Source organism: Acidithiobacillus ferridurans, assembly GCF_003966655.1.
Taxonomy (GTDB): Bacteria; Pseudomonadota; Gammaproteobacteria; order Acidithiobacillales; family Acidithiobacillaceae; genus Acidithiobacillus; species Acidithiobacillus ferridurans.
Genome location: NZ_AP018795.1, coordinates 2,673,668 through 2,690,018 on the forward strand (window position 1 = coordinate 2,673,668; position 16,351 = coordinate 2,690,018).

Annotated in this window: 15 protein-coding genes; 1 reads left to right on the forward strand and 14 read right to left on the reverse strand. The window is 61.4% G+C overall.

Annotation, left to right across the window (positions count from 1 at the left end):
* Genes AFERRID_RS13805 through AFERRID_RS13830 form a run of 6 tightly spaced genes read right to left on the reverse strand, consistent with a single transcriptional unit; the run spans nucleotide 1 to nucleotide 7,009 of the window.
* Nucleotides 1-558 (reverse strand): HdeD family acid-resistance protein, encoded by a 558-nt coding sequence (locus tag AFERRID_RS13805; RefSeq protein ID WP_113525684.1) that lies wholly within the window; start codon nucleotides 556-558, stop codon nucleotides 1-3.
* Between the two features lie 12 nt (nucleotides 559-570).
* Nucleotides 571-3,096 (reverse strand): alpha-glucan family phosphorylase, encoded by a 2,526-nt coding sequence (glgP, locus tag AFERRID_RS13810; RefSeq protein ID WP_126605515.1) that lies wholly within the window; start codon nucleotides 3,094-3,096, stop codon nucleotides 571-573.
* Entirely contained in the window at nucleotides 3,093-3,263 is a 171-nt protein-coding gene (locus AFERRID_RS13815; RefSeq protein ID WP_192796486.1) for a hypothetical protein, read from the reverse strand. The genes glgP and AFERRID_RS13815 overlap by 4 nt, the downstream gene beginning before the upstream one ends.
* An 11-nt stretch (nucleotides 3,264-3,274) precedes the next feature.
* Entirely contained in the window at nucleotides 3,275-4,702 is a 1,428-nt protein-coding gene (gene pyk / locus AFERRID_RS13820; RefSeq protein ID WP_126605516.1) for a pyruvate kinase, read from the reverse strand.
* On the reverse strand, nucleotides 4,699-5,619 hold the full coding sequence (locus AFERRID_RS13825; RefSeq protein ID WP_126605517.1) for a beta/alpha barrel domain-containing protein: 921 nt from the start codon (nucleotides 5,617-5,619) through the stop codon (nucleotides 4,699-4,701). The genes pyk and AFERRID_RS13825 overlap by 4 nt, the downstream gene beginning before the upstream one ends.
* Nucleotides 5,612-7,009: an NAD(P)/FAD-dependent oxidoreductase gene (locus AFERRID_RS13830; RefSeq protein ID WP_126605518.1), complete on the reverse strand. Its 1,398-nt coding sequence runs from the start codon at nucleotides 7,007-7,009 to the stop codon at nucleotides 5,612-5,614. Before AFERRID_RS13830 ends, AFERRID_RS13825 begins: the two co-directional genes overlap by 8 nt.
* A 557-nt stretch (nucleotides 7,010-7,566) precedes the next feature.
* On the opposite strand from AFERRID_RS13830, the gene AFERRID_RS13835 reads away from it, so the two are divergent.
* Nucleotides 7,567-7,968, forward strand: coding sequence for an SEL1-like repeat protein (locus tag AFERRID_RS13835; RefSeq protein ID WP_225982000.1), 402 nt, complete (start codon nucleotides 7,567-7,569; stop codon nucleotides 7,966-7,968).
* A 126-nt stretch (nucleotides 7,969-8,094) separates the two neighbouring features.
* Here AFERRID_RS13835 and AFERRID_RS13840 read toward each other — a convergent pair whose 3' ends face one another.
* The 8 genes from AFERRID_RS13840 to AFERRID_RS13875 are packed head-to-tail and all read right to left on the reverse strand — an operon-like array spanning nucleotide 8,095 to nucleotide 16,340.
* Nucleotides 8,095-9,054: a 1-phosphofructokinase family hexose kinase gene (locus AFERRID_RS13840; protein WP_113525677.1), complete on the reverse strand. Its 960-nt coding sequence runs from the start codon at nucleotides 9,052-9,054 to the stop codon at nucleotides 8,095-8,097.
* Nucleotides 9,051-9,974: a bifunctional enoyl-CoA hydratase/phosphate acetyltransferase gene (locus AFERRID_RS13845; protein WP_126605520.1), complete on the reverse strand. Its 924-nt coding sequence runs from the start codon at nucleotides 9,972-9,974 to the stop codon at nucleotides 9,051-9,053. The genes AFERRID_RS13840 and AFERRID_RS13845 overlap by 4 nt, the downstream gene beginning before the upstream one ends.
* Nucleotides 9,975-9,998: 24 nt before the next feature.
* Nucleotides 9,999-11,498 carry an MFS transporter gene (locus tag AFERRID_RS13850; RefSeq protein WP_126605521.1) on the reverse strand — a complete coding sequence of 500 codons (1,500 nt, stop codon included), beginning with the start codon at nucleotides 11,496-11,498 and terminating at the stop codon, nucleotides 9,999-10,001.
* On the reverse strand, nucleotides 11,495-12,685 hold the full coding sequence (locus AFERRID_RS13855) for an acetate/propionate family kinase (protein WP_225982001.1): 1,191 nt from the start codon (nucleotides 12,683-12,685) through the stop codon (nucleotides 11,495-11,497). Before AFERRID_RS13855 ends, AFERRID_RS13850 begins: the two co-directional genes overlap by 4 nt.
* A complete protein-coding gene (locus tag AFERRID_RS13860; RefSeq protein ID WP_126605522.1) occupies nucleotides 12,682-13,947 on the reverse strand; it encodes a 2-oxo acid dehydrogenase subunit E2 in 1,266 nt (421 codons plus the stop codon). Before AFERRID_RS13860 ends, AFERRID_RS13855 begins: the two co-directional genes overlap by 4 nt.
* Entirely contained in the window at nucleotides 13,944-14,936 is a 993-nt protein-coding gene (locus AFERRID_RS13865) for an alpha-ketoacid dehydrogenase subunit beta (protein ID WP_126605523.1), read from the reverse strand. Before AFERRID_RS13865 ends, AFERRID_RS13860 begins: the two co-directional genes overlap by 4 nt.
* The gene (locus AFERRID_RS13870) at nucleotides 14,933-15,997 is read right to left on the reverse strand and encodes a thiamine pyrophosphate-dependent enzyme (RefSeq protein ID WP_113525672.1); all 1,065 of its coding nucleotides are present in this window, start codon (nucleotides 15,995-15,997) and stop codon (nucleotides 14,933-14,935) included. Before AFERRID_RS13870 ends, AFERRID_RS13865 begins: the two co-directional genes overlap by 4 nt.
* Complete coding sequence (locus AFERRID_RS13875) at nucleotides 15,990-16,340, reverse strand: carboxymuconolactone decarboxylase family protein (RefSeq protein WP_113525671.1); 351 nt, start codon at nucleotides 16,338-16,340, stop codon at nucleotides 15,990-15,992. The genes AFERRID_RS13870 and AFERRID_RS13875 overlap by 8 nt, the downstream gene beginning before the upstream one ends.
* Nucleotides 16,341-16,351 lie beyond the last annotated feature (11 nt).

A 16,351-nucleotide genomic window follows, 5' to 3' on the forward strand; every position in this document is an offset into this window, starting at 1 on the left:
CTATTTATGGTCTCCGGAGACGGCATTACGGAGTATCAGCAGAATGACGCCATCAAAAATCAGATTTACGCCGACAAAGATACCGACCAGGATGAGCGAGCCCTGTGGCCAGGTGACAAAAAACAGAATGGCTATGACGACATCGATTACCCCGCTGAAAATAAACCAACCCCGTCCGTGGCCAGCGTGGACATTGGACTGGGTGAAGTTGCGGTAGGCATCCATGACGAAATACAGGATGAACATCAGGCCGATGGCGGCGATGCCGGCGTTGGGCAGTGCAATCATCACTCCGCCGGTGGCCAACAGCAGGACCGGCTTGAGCCAGTCCGCCAAATGATGCTGATGCATCTGATAGCTGTGGATGAACCAAGTGAACCCGGCAATGATCAACAGCGCCGCCAACACGCCATCGGTTGCGGCAGACAGAATGACCGGGCTCAGCAGTCCGAAAATACCGATGATGATCAGGACGACGGCGATGGGCAGCACATACTTGCCGAACATTTTCCGTTCGGCCTCGACGACCGTGGAAAGATCGGGTATCTGGTTGTTCATGGAACTCTCCTTTCAGCGATACCAGAGTATCTCTGTACTTTCCAGGGGGACCAGGCATCCCTCGCGATATGGGATGATCCTGGGCGTAAAACCCTCCACCGAGTGGCGGGCCGGCACTGCACAGTGGTAATTGTGGCTGTTGATGGCGCCGCTCAGGGCTTCTCCGCGCGTCATGGTATAGAGGGTCGGGCACTGTCCCCCCTCGCCGTTGGCGAAGAGCTGTACCGCAACGGCGTCTGGGTTAAGGTCATCCAGATATACGGGTACCTGAAAATGGTGGGTATCGGTGTCGCTTTGCACATTCAGTTCGCCAAAATGCACGCTTTGCCAGTGCTGGTGAATTTCATGCTGCCATCTGCAGATGCCTTCAACGGTGTCGCGGTCGCTGCGCGCGGCCAGAAGTCGTGCGGCCGGCACGTAGAGGGTGGATACATATTCCTGCAACATGCGATTGGTGCTGAATTGCGGGGTCAGGCGGCCCATGCTTTCGCGGATTTTGTCGACCCAGCCGCACGGACAGCCGTTGGCATCGCGTTGGTGGTAAAAGAGCGGCACGACTTCGTCTTCCAGCAGGCGATAGAGCTGCTGTGCTTCCTGTTGGTCCCATGCCAGATCGGTATCATGTTCCTGCCCATCGCCCAGCGCCCACCCGACCTCCGGGCAATAGGCCTCGGCCCACCAGCCGTCCAGTTCCGAGAGATTGAGGCCACCATTGACCAATACCTTCATGCCGCTGGTACCGCTCGCTTCCCAGGGGCGGCGCGGCGTATTGATCCACAGATCGACACCCTGCACCAGATGTTCGGCGACCAGCATGTCATAGTCGGTGATGAAGACGACGCGCCCGGCCAGGTCGGGATACTGGTGGATGAACTGGGTCCACTGCTGGATCATGGCCTTACCGGCGCCGTCCTGGGGATGCGCCTTGCCCGCGATCAGCAGTTGTACGGGATAGTGCGGATTGTTCAGCAGACGGTACAGACGATCCGGGTCGCTCAGGAGCATGTTGGGGCGCTTGTAGGCAGCAAATCGGCGTGCGAAACCGATGGTGAGGGTGTTGGGGTCGAGCGCCGTTTTCGCTTGTTCACATTCCCTTTCGGGCGCATAGGTCGCTGCCAGTTGCTGTTGCAGGCGCTGGCGGGCGAATTGGATCACCTCCTGCCGCGCGACGCTGCGCAGGTGCCAGATATCGGCATCAGCGGCCTGGCGAAAGTCCGTTTCGATATCCTTCAGGTCCCCAAGCCAGCGGGATTTGCCGCAGTATGTGGTCCACAGGGCGTCGGCTTCGGCGGAATCCCAGGAGGGCATGTGCACGCCGTTGGTGACGTGGGTGACGGGAACTTCGTCTTCGGGCCAGCGTGGGAACAGAGGCTGGAATAAGCGACGGCTGACGGCTCCATGCAGACGGCTGACGCCATTGACGGTCAGGCTGCCGTGAATGGCGAGCCACGCCATGTTGAAGGGTTCACGGCGGTCTTCGGGATGCTCACGGCCCAAGGCAAGGACGGTCTCTATGTCAATCCCGAAAGCCTCGGAGGCACCGGCAACGTAGCGCGTCATCAGTTCCGGCGGAAAGCGGTCGAAACCGGCGGAGACCGGGGTGTGAGTAGTGAAGATATTGCCTGCGCGGGTGGCGGTGAGGGCGCAGGGGAAGTCGGTACCGTGATCCCGCATATGGCTGTAGGCCCGGGCGAGAATGGCGAAGGCTGCATGCCCTTCGTTGAGATGACAGATGTCCGGCTGGATACCCAGGCGGCGCAGCAGCATCCAGCCGCCGACGCCCAAGCAGATTTCCTGCTGCAGGCGGGTCTCCGGGCCGCCGCCATAGAGCTCGGCGGTAATGCCACGATCGGCGGGGGCGTTGAGGGGATCGTTGCTGTCGAGCAGATACAGGGTCACCCGGCCGACCTGTGCCTGCCAGGCACGGAGGATGACGGTGCGACCGGGGAATGGCATTTCCAAACGCAGCCATTCGCCCGCCGCGTCCCGCACCGGGGTGACGGGTATCTGGGTGGGGTCGTTGTACGGATAGAGTTCGATCTGACGACCACACTCATCCAGACTCTGACGAAAATAGCCCTGCTGCCAGAGCAGGCCGACACCGAGCAGTGGAACACCAAGATCGCTGGCGGTTTTCAGGCAGTCGCCAGCCAAGATGCCAAGGCCGCCCGAGTAGATGGGCAGGGACTCGGACAGACCGAACTCCATGCTGAAATAGGCCACCTGACGGAAGGGAGGGTGAGGATAGGTTTTGCCGAACCAGCACGTTTGCGCGAGGCGGTTGCGGTGCTCGGCGACGAAGGCGTCCAGCTTAGCGATGAAATCTTTATCCTGGGCCAATTGCTGGAGCGTCTCACTGCCGGCGTTCTGCAGAATCAGCCATGGATTGTGGGTCTGCTCCCAGAGTTTGGGGGCAATATGCTGCCAGAGGGTGTCGGAGACGTGGCTCCAGGACCAGCGCAGGTCGAGGGCAAGTTCAGCCAGGCCGGCCAGTGATTCGGGTAGTTGCGGGAGCAGGTAGCAAGGGGCGATGGTCACGAAGTCCTCCGGTTCGATGGGGTGCGTGATAGGCAGGGTCGGGTAAAGCCCCCCCAGCCGTGATACGGCGCCCGCCGCGTCGCGGTGATGGTTTCGGTGACCGTATCAATCTGATCGAGTTTGATGAGGGTGGCATTGGCGATGAGTTCTTGGCTACGGCTGTCCATAAATGCTCCTGTCATTGGATGGCGGGTTGTTCCAGGCGGATGATTTCCAGTCGGTTGGTACCACCGGGGTGGCCCCTGCTTGGACCCTGGGTAAGGAGAATGAGGCCCTTCTCGACGCCGTGGGTCACCAGCCAGCGGCGGACGGCCTGTTCCCAGCCCTGGTCGGGGCTGGGCATGGCTACCGCATGCACGCCGTAATGAAAGCACAGGCGCTGGCAAGTGCGGTCCTGCGGGCTGATCGCCAGTATCCAGGGGACCAGCCGGAAGCGTGCGATGCGGGCCGCGGTGGTGCCCGTTTCGGTGGGGGTGACGATAAACAATGGATTCAAATGCTCGGCGGCGGTGCGTACATCCCAGGCGATGACCGATTCCACACTGGGCGCGTCGTGCAGGGTATCTGCACTGAGCGGGCTCAGCTCGGATCGGGATTTTTCGGTGATGCGGGCGATTTCGGCCAGCATTTTGACCGCTTCGACGGGGAAATCGCCCATGGCGGATTCTTCGGAGAGCATGACACAGTCGGTACCGTCGAGGATGGCGTTGGCGACGTCAGTGACCTCCGCGCGGGTGGGGCGACGATTGTGCACCATGGATTCCAGCATCTGGGTGGCGGTGATGACCGGCTTGCCTGCCGCACGGGCCTTGCGGATGAGGCGTTTCTGAATCAGCGCGATCTGCCCGATGGGCACTTCCACACCAAGGTCACCGCGCGCTACCATGATGCCATCGGCGGCGGCGATGATGGCATCCATGTGTTTCCAGGCCCGGGCCCTTTCGATTTTGGCGATTAGAAAGGGCTCATAACCCAAGGCCTGCGCCTCCCGGCGGGCGGCATGCAAATCCTCCGGCGTTTCCACGAAAGAGACACTTAGCGCGTCGACGCCGGCCTCCAGCGCGAAGGCCAGCAACTCGCGGTCGGCGGGGGTGAGGGCACCGCCTTCCAGTGTCACCCCGGGCAGATTCACGCCCTTATGGGAGAGGAGCACGCCGCCCACCACCACCCGGCAATGGATACCGGCATGATCATGCTGCTCCACCCGCAACTCGATGAAGCCGTCATTCAGAAATATCGTGTCCCCCTTGACCAGAGGATGAGGAAGGCGGGGCAGATCCAGGGGAATCTGCTCCGGGGTTCCGGGTGCATCGGGGGCGAGGAGTACCCGGCTGCCGCGCTTGAGGGTGACCGGAGCAGGCAAGGTGCCAATGCGGATTTTCGGGCCGGGCAGATCGGCGAGGATGGCTACCCGCTGTCCCGCCCTTTCCGCCGCTGCCCGGATACGGACAATGCGGGCGCGGTGTTCATCCGGCGTGCCATGAGCGAGGTTCAGGCGCGCCACGTTCATACCGGCGCGGACCATCTGCTCCAGTGTTTTCGGTGCATCGGACGCTGGGCCGATGGTACAGACGATTTTGCTGCGCTGCGCCGGTAGTTTCATCATGCGTTGGGATTCAGCAGCTTGACAGCCTCATCGACGCCCTGATTGCGGACGACAATGGCGTGGATGGCCTTGCAGAAGTTGACCGCGTCGGGCTGACTGCGCTGATGGACATTCCGGCCGGTGGCGCAGCCTTGCGTGCCACCCACATGAATCTGTTCGTAGAGGCGTTGCAGAAACTCCGGCGCATCGGTTTCGGCCCCCCCCGCGCAGACGACCTGGGTGCGCCCGGCAGCGGCGACGGCTTCACCCAAGAGCGTGCCGTCCATGGCACCCGCCGCGTCGAGTGGTGGGTTGATCTTGACGAAATCCGCCCCGAGACAGGCCGCCAGACCCGTGGCACCGGCAATGAGATGCGGGTCCTGCTCGCGTTCACCTACTGCCTTGCCGCGCGGATAGGCCCAGATGACGGCCAGCAATCCCATGGCATGGGCATCCTGAATGATGCGTGCGGCTTCGCTGAGCATGGTCGGCTCGAACTCGGAGCCAGGGTAAATGGTGTAACCCACCCCAACCACCCGAAGACCGGAATGGCGCACAAAATCATGAATCTGCGCCATGCTCTGCCACTGCAGGCTGATCGGATCGCGTTGCGCCGTTTTGATCAGGTGGGTCTTGCTGTTGAGCTTGAGCAAGTAGGGCGTGTCGCGGTAATCCATGCCATAGCGGGCAATGAGGCCCATCTGTGCGGCAAAGCAGCCTACGGGCGCTTCACTGGCGATGCGGAACAGATGTTCCGGGTCGGAATCGTCCGTCGCCACGTGACCCCCGATAAAATCATCGTTGAGATGTTCGACCTTCTGATCGCCCGCCATCAGAAACAGGCGTCCGCTGTCCTGGGTGGCGAGACGATAGTTTTCCGTCCAGCGGTGAGTGCTTTCGGCGGACATGCCGAGTGGTGCTTGGGCGATTTTAGGCATGAGGATCTCCTGTAACGCAGGGATGAAGTGGTTCGTAATGGCGCCGCAGGGCGTCGCCCGCAGCAGCTACCAAGGGGTGCAGGGAGGGTGTCAGGCGGGGCTGGCTGCCGAATTGCATACTGGCGAGATCGGGTGCGGAGGCATGCATCTGAATGGCCAGGCCGATGGTGTTGACCAGTTCGCCGGTGGTGGCGCCGCCGAGAATTTGGCCGCCAAGAATCTGCAGGGAGTCGGCGGCGAAGATGATCCGGCAGTAAATCTCCGTGGTGTTGGGCATCGAGGCGGGGTGATGATCAGGCAGACGGGTTTCGCCGACCAGAATGGGGAAGCCTTCCAGTTCGGCCTGACGCTGGGTAAGCCCCGCGACGCCGAAGGCCAGACCATCGATTTCGCTGGCGTAGATGCTCACCGATCCGGCGTTGTAACGGAGTTGACGCAAGCCATAGAGGTTCATACCGGCAATCCGCCCCTCGGCCGCAGCCTGGGAGGCGATCATGGCGTGATTGGCCTTGCGGGTGAAAAAATCCTGCTTATGGGCGCAATCCCCAACGGCAAATATATTGGGATCTTCGCGGGAACGCTGGAAGGCGTCGACCCAGATCCCGCCGGAACGACTGAGGGTCAGGCCCATATCCCTGGCCAGGGCGACCTGGGGGCGGGTACCGATGGCGATGAGCACCGCGTCCACCGTCAGCGCCTCCTGTCCGGCGATCTGTATTTGTCCGACGCGCTTGCCGCCGGAATCGGGCAGCAGCGCCTCTACCCTGGCTCCAGTATGGATATGAACCCCATGGGCCCGCAACTGCTTCTCCACCGCCGCGCAGGCATCCGGGTCAAAGGCCGCCTGCATCAGGTGCGGCAGCATTTCGACGATGTGCACTTCGATGCCGCGTTTACGGATTTCGTCGGCAAACTCCACTCCGATGAAGCCACCACCGATAATGGCCAGTTTTTTTATCTGCGGGATGAGAGTACTGAAGAGCGTGTCCAGATAGTCGTAATCTTTACGGATACTGAAGACCCCTTCCAGACCGGTGCCGGGAATAGGTGGGATGAAGTTCTCGGCGCCAGTGGCCAGCACCAGACGTTCCCAGCGAATGACATCGCCATTGGCCAGGGTGGCCGTGTGTGCGACGCGATCTATCTGTTGGGCCGCCCCGATCTGAAGCCGTCCGCCGGCCGCCAGCAGAGGCGCGCGCCCGGCCATATCCTCGTCGGTGCCGCCCAGAGTGCCAAAAATGTAGGGGATACCGCAGGGAATCACCGCATCCGTCTCCGGGCGGATCACCAGCACTTTCTTGTGCGGCGAGAACTGGGCGGCGGTGATACCCGTCATCATGCCGGCGGGGCCGCCGCCAACAATCAGGATATCCGTTACTATCTCAGCCATCTGTTACTCCTCGTCGGTTGCGGTTGGAAAGGGGTACTGCGGCCGGCACAGGTTCGCCATCCGGACCTCCCTGGTCGCCTTCGTCCATCAGTATAGAACAGTCGGGGATTTTGAGTGCTCCTGGGAACGTGGTGAGTCGTCTTCCGGGCATGCTGCGGCGGATAATCTTGTAGCGCCCAAGGAGGGCTGAGCGGTTTCAGCAGAACTGATGTCATGCTAGGTAGATTAGTGTAGACAATTGGCCACAATAATAACCTATTGTTTGCTATAATATATTGTTATGTTTCCTTAGGATGGTTGTCGTGCTATAGCGACAAACTTTCGGGGGATCTCCTTGATCATCCCGGCCAAGCCCAGCATAAAACCGGAAAATCCAAATTCTTATCAGCGCTTATTGATTATGGCACGAATACTGCTTACATATTATCGGTGGGAAAATTTCCCACTTACTAGAGCGACAAGGGAGGGTTCCCCTCGCTCGTTACTGAACTCCCGGCCGGGACGCGAACATGCTGGCGAAAACCTTTTTGGAACCTTTTTTGGAAAAGGAGCACGTTATGTACAAAGGCAAGTTTACAGCATCGATCCTGTTGGCACTCGGTCTCACGGTTCCGGTCCTGTCCTGGGCCGGAGGGACCCTGCTGAACCTCAGAAACCAGGCAGAAGATTCTCCTGCGGCCTTGCGGCAACTACAGCACCAGGCCGACAGCGGAAACAGGACTGCCGGATATTATCTGGGGACGCTCTATGACCCCGGCTTGAAATTGGGGCATATCGAAAAGCCCGACTGGGTCCGTGCGACCTACTGGTACCAAAGGTCTGCACTGGCCAAAAGGGACCCGGTGACCTGCTATCCCAACAAGGCGGTGGCCAAGACGGCGTCCGGAATCGGGGCCTGGTGGCGCGTCGAAGCGGAAGAGAATATGAACGGTGGCGATAACGACAACGGGCATTGCTAAAGGCCCGTTCTCCTGATGCGCCGGGAGGGTGCGCGCCAATCACCCCTACTTGATTCGCAGGATGAATGATTTATCTCCCATACCTCCCTTTGGCCCTCCTCGCGAGGGCTTTTTTTTGGGGTACCCTCAGATGTCGAGCACACGCGCTTCCGTTGTCTGTAGCAGTTCGTCCAGATCATTATGGGAGAATATCTCGGTGCCCGGCCGGGCAGCCGTGCCGCTGCCGCAGGCGACGGCGAGGCGCAGGGCCTCTGCCGGACTTTGGCCGTGGGCCAGCGCGGCGACAAGGCCAGCGACCATGGAGTCGCCAGAGCCGACCGTCGACTTCACCTGAATGGGGGGTGCCTTGGCAAAGTAGCTGCCATCGGGTCCGGCCAGCAGTGCTCCGTCGCCCCCCAGGGATACGCAGACATATTGCACCCCTTCCCGCTGTATGGCGCGCGCCTCCTTCGCCACATCCTCCAGCGTGGGGAGCTCGCGCCGACGCAGGAGGGACAGCTCATAGCGGTTGGGCTTGATCAGGAAGGGGTGATGGGGAAGGGCGTGTTGCAGGAGGGCGCCATGGGCATCGACAATGGATTGTCCGCCTCCGGCGCGGACACGATCGACCATGTCTCCATAGAAATCATCATCCACGCCAGGGGGGATGGAGCCGGTGAGTACCGCAAAACCGTCTTTGCACAGGCCCAGAAAGGTTTCCCGGACTTCGGCGAGGATAGGTTCTGAAACCCGCGGCCCGATGCCGGTGATTTCAAACTGGGTGGCGGGGTCACCCTGCAAAATGGTGGCGTTGACGCGGGTTTCCCCCTCCACATGCACGCAATGCGGATCATCCAGTTGATGCCGCAGCAGTTTCTGTAGCAATTCGCCGATATTGCCGGCCACGACACAGCAACTATGGGCGTAGACCAGCAGCTCCTTGAGGGCGCGGGCGACATTGATGCCGTTACCGCCGGGATCGTAACGGGTGGATGTGGCATGGCTTTTCTGGTCCGGGATCAGGTGCGGCACTTCGTAGGCGATGTCTACGGCCGGGTTGAGGGTGAGGGTGGCGATGGAAGGGGAGCGGGTGCTGATTTCGGTCATGACGAGGTCTCCAGCCGGCGATAATGGACGAGGGCGGCCAGGGCGGCGGAAACCAGACGGGCACGGGCAGGGTCGGCACGGGAGGTGAGGATGACCGGTACCTTGGCCCCCATCACGATCCCCGCCAGAGTCGCGCCGGCCAGATATTCCAGGTCCTTGGCGAGGATATTGCCGGACACCAGATCGGGCACCAGCAGAATATCGGCATCTCCGGCCACGGTACTCCGTATCCCCTTGATCTCCGCCGACTCTTTGGAGATGGCGTTGTCGAAGGCGAGGGGGCCGTCCACCAGTGCGCCGGTGATCTGCCCGCGTTCTGCCATTTTCGAGAGACAGGCGGCATCCACTGTTGAGACGATGGCGGGGTTGACCACTTCCACCGCGGAGAGGATGGCGGCTTTGGGTTGGGCGACCTCCAGAATGTGCGCCAGATCGATGGCATTTTGCAGGATAGCTGCCTTGGTGCCGAGGTCGGGCGCGATATTGATGGCGGCATCGGTGATGAGCAGGAGTTTCGGGTACGTCTGGATATCCGCAACAAAGACATGGGAAAGACGGCGATCCGTGCGTAGTTTGGCGAGAATGGGGTGGAGGAAGGCGTCGCTATGCAGGTGTCCTTTCATCAGTGCCTTGGCCTCTCCGGCAAGCACCATTTCGACACCTTTTTTCGCCGCAGCTTCCGCGCTGTCGGCGTGAATGATATGGAAGTTTGGGCAACTGCCGGAATCGTGCCCCATTTTGAGCAGCAGACTGCGAATCTGTTGTGCGTCGCCGATGAGGATGGGTTCGATGATGCTCTGACTCTTGGCTTCGCAGGCGCCGCGCAATACATGCTCCTCGGCGGCATCCACTACCGCTACGGGGATGTCGTCCAGGGGCGCGACATCGGCCAGCAACGCGTCAAAATGGGCATAGGGCATGTCTGATCTCCTTCTCGCGATGCTTCATTGGGGCAGGGCCGGTCCGTGGTGTTCTTCCAGCGTCAGGCCGCGGCCCTGCACCCGGAAGTGGTAAGTGAGCACCAGACCCAACAGGCTGACCGTGCCCATCAGCAGCAGGATCACGGTAACGCCCAGCGCAGACTGAATCACCGGCAGCAGAAAGACGCTGATGGTGGCGCCGATCTTGGCTACGGCGGCAGCGAACCCGGCGCTGAAGGCGCGCACCTGGGTGGGATACATTTCCGTTGGCAGGATGAAGGTCGTCGCGTTGGGACCCGCGGTCATGAACAGATTAAACACCATGAAGCCGCTCAGAATGAGCTGCGGATGCGCAGCGGTGCCTCCTGCCAGCTCCGTCGCAACATAGAGCAGCCCCATCCCCAGCGTCATGCCGCCAAATCCGATCATCTGCATATGAATCCGTCCCAGCCAGGGTACCATCCAGAGGGAGAGTAGCGAACCGAGGAGGAGGAAGATATCCACCTTGCCGCTGTCCAAGGCATTGGCAAGGCCTCTGCCGACACCATTGATGATACCGACGTTTTCGCTATTGCGCATGGTGCCGAGCAGGATGGTGGTGAACAGGCCGACACCATAGGTGGCCACATCCATGAAAAACCAGGGCAAGGTTACCAGAAGGGTGCGGCGCCGATATTCCGGCGAGAACAGGGTCCAAAAGCCCATGTGTCGGCCGGGACGGGTCTTGGCCACATGGTGGATTTTTTTACCCAGACGCTGGGCCATGGCGGCGAGCATCGCTTTCTGTCGGGGCGCGATGCGTTCAAGGATGCGCGCGGCTTCGGCATTATGACCGCGTCCCATACACCAACGCGCGCTTTCGGGCAGGGTGAGGCGGCCCAGTAGGTAAGGGAGCACCAGCAGCGCTTCCGCGGCCAGCAACCAGCGCCAGGTGTTGTCCCCGGGATGAGCGCCTTGCAAAAGAACCAGAGCAAAACCGGCACCCGCCAGCATGCCGATGGATTGCACGGCAATGGAGGCCGCCATCATGCGTCCGCGCCGTCCCTGGGGCATGAACTCCGCCAGATAACTGCTGCCCACCGGGAAATCCATACCGATACCCACACCGACCAGTAATTCGGCACCGATGAGTATCCTGGCGTCCGGGGCGAGAGCGGTCAGCAGGGTGGCGATCATGAGCAGGATCATATCCATGATCATGATCGGCTTGCGCCCCAGGCGATCAGCCAGATGCCCACCGATCAGTGCGCCTACCACCGTGCCACCCATGAGCATGGCGGCCGCGAGGCCGATACTGGTGGCGGGCATGGCAAAAATGGGGATGATGAGTGGTAAGGTCACACCCAGCAGAAACATGGAGACGCCGCTGAGCAGGGTGCCGCCGGTGGATAATGCCCAGATGCGGTAATGAATGGGTAGCAGAGGACTTTCGTCGAGTATCCGGGTCATGCTGGCGTGGTCTGGGTGTACCGGGTGTGGAAGTGCATGCTGCGTCTGGCGGTGGCGCGTTTTGCCGGATTTCAACGATGCTGCTCCTGTGCGGGCAGAAGCCGGTGGCAATGCCGGGCGATCATCAGGTCTTCATTGGTGGGTATGACGAGAATTTCCACTGGACTATGGGCCACTGATATGCGCGGTTCGGGGCCTTCGTTGGCGACCGGATCGATCTCCAGGCCAAGTCCCGTCAGGGGGCGGCAGATGGCCCAGCGGATCGCGGCGGCGTGTTCGCCGATGCCCCCCGTAAAGACGAGGCGGTCCAGTCCGCCCAGCACCGCCATCAGTCCCCCGATGGCCTTGCGCGCACTATAGGCGAAAATCTCGATGGCCTGCGCCGCGTGGGCATCGTCGTTGCGCAGCCCAAGCAGGGTCTGCATGTCGCCGCTGCAGGCCGAGATGCCCAGCAACCCGGACAAATGGTTGAGGAGCCGCTCCAGTTGTGCGGCATTATAGCCTTTTTCTTCAATGAGATAGAGCAGAACGCCGGGGTCGAGATCGCCGCTCCGCGTGCCCATCACCAGCCCCCCCGTGGGGGTGAGACCCATGGTGGTGTCGCGGCACTGGCCGTTATGCACCGCCGCCATGCTGGCGCCGTTGCCCAGGTGAGCGATGATGGTCTTGCCGGTGGCGTGATTGGGGAGTCGGCTGACGATATATTCGTAAGAGAGGCCGTGAAAGCCGTACTTACGGACACCTTCATGCCAGAGATTGCGCGGCAGAGGCAGGCGTGCGGCCACTTCCGGGATGCTCTGGTGAAAGGCCGTATCGAAGCAGGCGGCCTGCGGAATCCCGGGCCACACCGCCTGTACGGCCTCGATGGCGGCGATTTCTGCGGGCAGGTGCAGTGGGGCAAAGCGCAGAGAGGCGCGCAGGTCACCGAGCACCTGGGTATCCACCAGGCAGTGCGCCTGATGATGGGGTCCACCGGAGACGATGCGATGGCCAACACCGTCCGGCGTTGCGTATTGCGCCTCGGTCAGGGCTGCGAAAACCGCTTCCAGGGCATCCTGGTGATGGGAAAGGACCAGTTGCCGGTCGATGATCGGATCTTGTCCCCGTTGCAGCCACAAGCGTCCGATGCTCTGCCCGATGCGTTCCGCGGCGCCCTCCGCGAGCTTCTCTTCTCCTGCAGCGCCCAGCGCAAAAACGGCGAATTTGATGGAGGACGAACCGCTGTTGACGCAGAGAATATGGCGTATTGCCGCCACGCTCACGGTTGTCCCTCGCCACCGGCCAGCCAGGACGGATCCTCCATCCGCTTGCCCAGGCGTTGCAGGAAGCGCGCGGCATCCGCGCCGAAAATCACCCGGTGATCGCAACTCAGAGTGAAGTCGGTCAGTCCGTCACTACCCGCCGCCGCAACGGCAAGGATGGCGGAGGCGCCCACCGGCACGATGGCATTGAATCGTTCTATTTGCGGGAAAACCCCAAGATTGGAGAGATAAAAACTCGCACCCTGGTAGTCTTCCGGATAAATCCTGCCTTTTTTGACTTTGCCCAGCAGAATACGCCAGTCCTCTGCGAGTTCCTTGAGCGGCCGTTTGGCCGCGTCGCGCAGCACGGGGGTAATCAGCCCGTTCCCGGTGTCTACGGCGACACCCATATCCACCCGACTACGCTTGGCCAGCCCCTCCTGGGTCCAGGCGTGGTTAAACCAGGGATCTTCCGCGACGGTCAGGGCGCAGGCACGGCTCAGAGCAAGGGTCAGGCTCAGTCCGGCCGCCTTGGCGGCGGCATGCAGGGGCGCCAAGGCGAAGCGACTGCTGATGAGGAAAGCGGGCGTATTCAGCGTGGCTGACATGTTGCGAGCGACGGCGGCGCGCAGGATGTTGGGACGTTCGATGGTATAAGGCGGTCCCATACGCAGATCGGCATCCTGAGGTGCGAGGGCTGCGGCCAGCACCTGGGCAGCGTGAATGGTGCCATCGGGGCCCGCTTTGACCTGGAGGATGTCGAGTTCTAGGTCCCGGGCCAGGGCGCGGGCATAGGGAGAAGCCGGTAAACCATGGACACTGGGGGTTTGCGCTGCAACGACGTGCGGCTGGGGGAGCGGAGCGGGCTTCTCCAGGAAACCGGAATCTGCTGGTGTTGCAGCGGCCGTAGAGATGGCTGGTGGCAGTTTATCCGGTGGTGTGGTCTTTTTCTCTGCAACCGCTCCGGGTGGAACCGAAGGCGGGGCGGGCGGTGTACCTGGAGTGGCGGTTTCGGCCGAGCCCGTATCCGTCTGTGCCGCTTCCGGCGCGTCGGCGATGTAACCGATCACCTGCCGCACCGGGATATCCGTATCCACTGCGGCCAGAGGGCCGGTGAGATAGCCATCGGAAAAGGCTTCCACGTCCAGAATCGCCTTGTCGGTCTCGACCTCGGCAACGGCCTCGCCTTTTTTTACCGCGTCACCCACCGACTTGTTCCAGCGCGTCAGGCGACCGGTCTGCATGGTGTCGGACAATACCGGCATGGTGATTTCGGTTTTCATCGTACTGCTCCATTTCGTGCCATCATCTGCCGGGCCGCCTGTACTATGTCATCTGCCTGCGGGATACTAGCGGCCTCCAGTGTGCCATTGAAGGGGGTGGGGATGTCCATCCCCGCCACCCGCCGGATGGGGGCATCCAGCAGATAAAAACAGTGCTCCTGCAGGGTGGCGGCGAGCTCCGCCCCGGCTCCGGCAAAGCGGCAGTCCTCCTCGACGATCAGGCAGCGGTGGGTTTGCTCCACTGCCGCGATGCAGGTATCCCAATCGATGGGTGAAAGGCTGCGCAGGTCGATCACTGTGAGTTCAATGCCTTCCGCGGCGAGCGCCTCCGCCGCCTGCAGGGCGAGGGGCAGCATCCGCGAGTAGGCGACACAGGTGATATCCCGCCCCTGTCGCCGTACCAGCGCCTGATGGATGGGCGGTGCCGATATCATTTCGTCTACTCCTCCCTTGCTGAAATAGAGCAACTCATGCTCCAGAACAATCACGGGATCATCGCTGCGGATGGCTTGGCGCAACTGCCAGTAGGCATCCTGTGGAGTGGCGGGAACCGCCATGCGTAGGCCGGGCACGTTCATCAGCATATGCTCCAGCCTTTGCGAATGCTGGGCACCTAACTGTTTGGCGACGCCGCCGGGCATGCGGATGGTCAGCGGCATGGGAAACTGGCCGCCGGACATGAAAGGAATCTTTGCCGCCATGTTGACGATGGCGTCCATGGCGAAGAGGGCGAAGTTGATGGTCATGATCTCCACCACCGGGCGCAAGCCCAGCATCGCCGCGCCCACCCCGAGGCCGGTAAAGCTGTTCTCGGAAATGGGGGTGTCACGCACCCGCCATTCGCCGTATTTGGCCATGAGGCCCTCGGTCACCCGGTAGGTGCCCCCATAGAGGCCCACATCCTCGCCCAGGGTCAGCACGGTCTCATCGGCAGCCATCTCGGCATCCATGGCGCGGTTCAACGCCTGCCAGTAAAACATCTCGCTCATCGCGCGACCTCCATGAGGGTTTCGAAACGGCGGTTGGAACGGAAGGCCTTCCAGGCATCCTCCATATCCGGTGCGGCGCTCTGTTCGGCAAAAGTCACCGCATCTGCCACCTCCTCCTGAACCTCTCGGCGCATACGCTCGACCGTCGCATCGTCGAGGTGCCCCTCCTGGCAGCAATGGTCGGCAAAGCGGGTTACGCTATTTGCACTGGCTGCGGCAACGGCCTCGATACCGGGATACGGATACTCCGCCTCATGGACTGCCGCCGCGATGGGATCGTTGGCCTGATAGGCATTGAGCTCGACATTCGGGCGATAACTGCCGGAGTCCGCCATGGAGTGCCCCCGGTAACGGTAGGTTTCCAGTTCCAGGAACTGCGGCCCCTCTCCGGCGCGGATACGCACCAGCGCCCTCGCTGCGGCTTCATGTACGGCGATGACGTCCATGCCATCCGCCTTTTCCGCGGGGATACCATAGGCGCAGGCGCGCTTGTAGACCTCGGTGATGGCGGAGTGCCGGTGAATCTCGGTGCCGATCTGATAATGGTTGTTCTCGCAGATGAAGAAAATGGGCAGCTTCCACAGGGCGGCCATGTTCAGGGACTCATGAAAAGTGCCCTGGTTCACCGCGCCATCCCCGAAGAAGCAGAGCACTGCCTCGGGCAGTTTGCGGTAGGCCACGGCGTAGCCCGCGCCCAAGGCGATGGGAAAGGTTTCGCCGACGATGGCGTAACCACCCAGAAAGCGCCGGTCCTGATCGAAAAGATGCATGGACCCGCCCATACCGCCGCTGATCCCGGTTTTTTTGCCGTGCAGTTCGGCCATGATCTGCCGTGCCGGAATCCCGCGCACCAGGGCATGGACATGCTCGCGATAGGTGCTGACCACGTAATCGCCCGGCTCGGCCGCATGCAGCACACCCACGGCCACCGCCTCTTCACCCGGATACAGGTGCAGGAAACCAGCGATATGACCCTGCGCATAGGCCTGGGCCGCCGCCTCTTCAAAGGCCCTCGCGCGCAACATGTCGCGGAGCATGGCCGCCATTTGTGTCTTATCCATGGCTTTCTTCCGGCAAAAACGCATCGACGGCCTCGGTCAGGCGCACCAGATACATGAGCGCCGGGCCACCATGCATGAGCACTGCCAAAAAACCTGCACTCATGATTTCATCGCGGGTGGCTCCGGCGGTTACGGCGCCTTTGACATGGAGCGCGATACACCATTCACATTGGGCGGCAACGGACAGTGCGACGTTGATCAGTTCCTTCTGCGCCTTGCCCAGGGCCGGATTACCCTCGGTCTTCCCCATAAAACCGAGGAACGCATCGATTTCGGCGGGATACTTGTCTTTGAGGCGTTCGGTGAGCTGAGCGATTTCGTTGACGCGATCGTTGGCACTCATGACGTGTTCTT

Excerpts from the sequence above, each read along its gene's own strand:
- AFERRID_RS13840 (WP_113525677.1), bottom strand. The coding sequence starts at position 9,054 with ATGACCGAAATCAGCACCCGCTCCCCTTCCATCGCCACCCTCACCCTC.
- AFERRID_RS13830 (WP_126605518.1), bottom strand. The coding sequence starts at position 7,009 with ATGGCTGAGATAGTAACGGATATCCTGATTGTTGGCGGCGGCCCCGCC.
- AFERRID_RS13870 (WP_113525672.1), bottom strand. The coding sequence starts at position 15,997 with ATGGATAAGACACAAATGGCGGCCATGCTCCGCGACATGTTGCGCGCG.
- pyk (WP_126605516.1), bottom strand. The coding sequence starts at position 4,702 with ATGATGAAACTACCGGCGCAGCGCAGCAAAATCGTCTGTACCATCGGC.
- AFERRID_RS13860 (WP_126605522.1), bottom strand. The coding sequence starts at position 13,947 with ATGAAAACCGAAATCACCATGCCGGTATTGTCCGACACCATGCAGACC.
- AFERRID_RS13845 (WP_126605520.1), bottom strand. The coding sequence starts at position 9,974 with ATGCCCTATGCCCATTTTGACGCGTTGCTGGCCGATGTCGCGCCCCTG.
- AFERRID_RS13815 (WP_192796486.1), bottom strand. The coding sequence starts at position 3,263 with ATGGACAGCCGTAGCCAAGAACTCATCGCCAATGCCACCCTCATCAAA.
- AFERRID_RS13805 (WP_113525684.1), bottom strand. The coding sequence starts at position 558 with ATGAACAACCAGATACCCGATCTTTCCACGGTCGTCGAGGCCGAACGG.
- AFERRID_RS13825 (WP_126605517.1), bottom strand. The coding sequence starts at position 5,619 with ATGCCTAAAATCGCCCAAGCACCACTCGGCATGTCCGCCGAAAGCACT.
- AFERRID_RS13875 (WP_113525671.1), bottom strand. The coding sequence starts at position 16,340 with ATGAGTGCCAACGATCGCGTCAACGAAATCGCTCAGCTCACCGAACGC.
- AFERRID_RS13865 (WP_126605523.1), bottom strand. The coding sequence starts at position 14,936 with ATGAGCGAGATGTTTTACTGGCAGGCGTTGAACCGCGCCATGGATGCC.
- AFERRID_RS13835 (WP_225982000.1), top strand. The coding sequence starts at position 7,567 with ATGTACAAAGGCAAGTTTACAGCATCGATCCTGTTGGCACTCGGTCTC.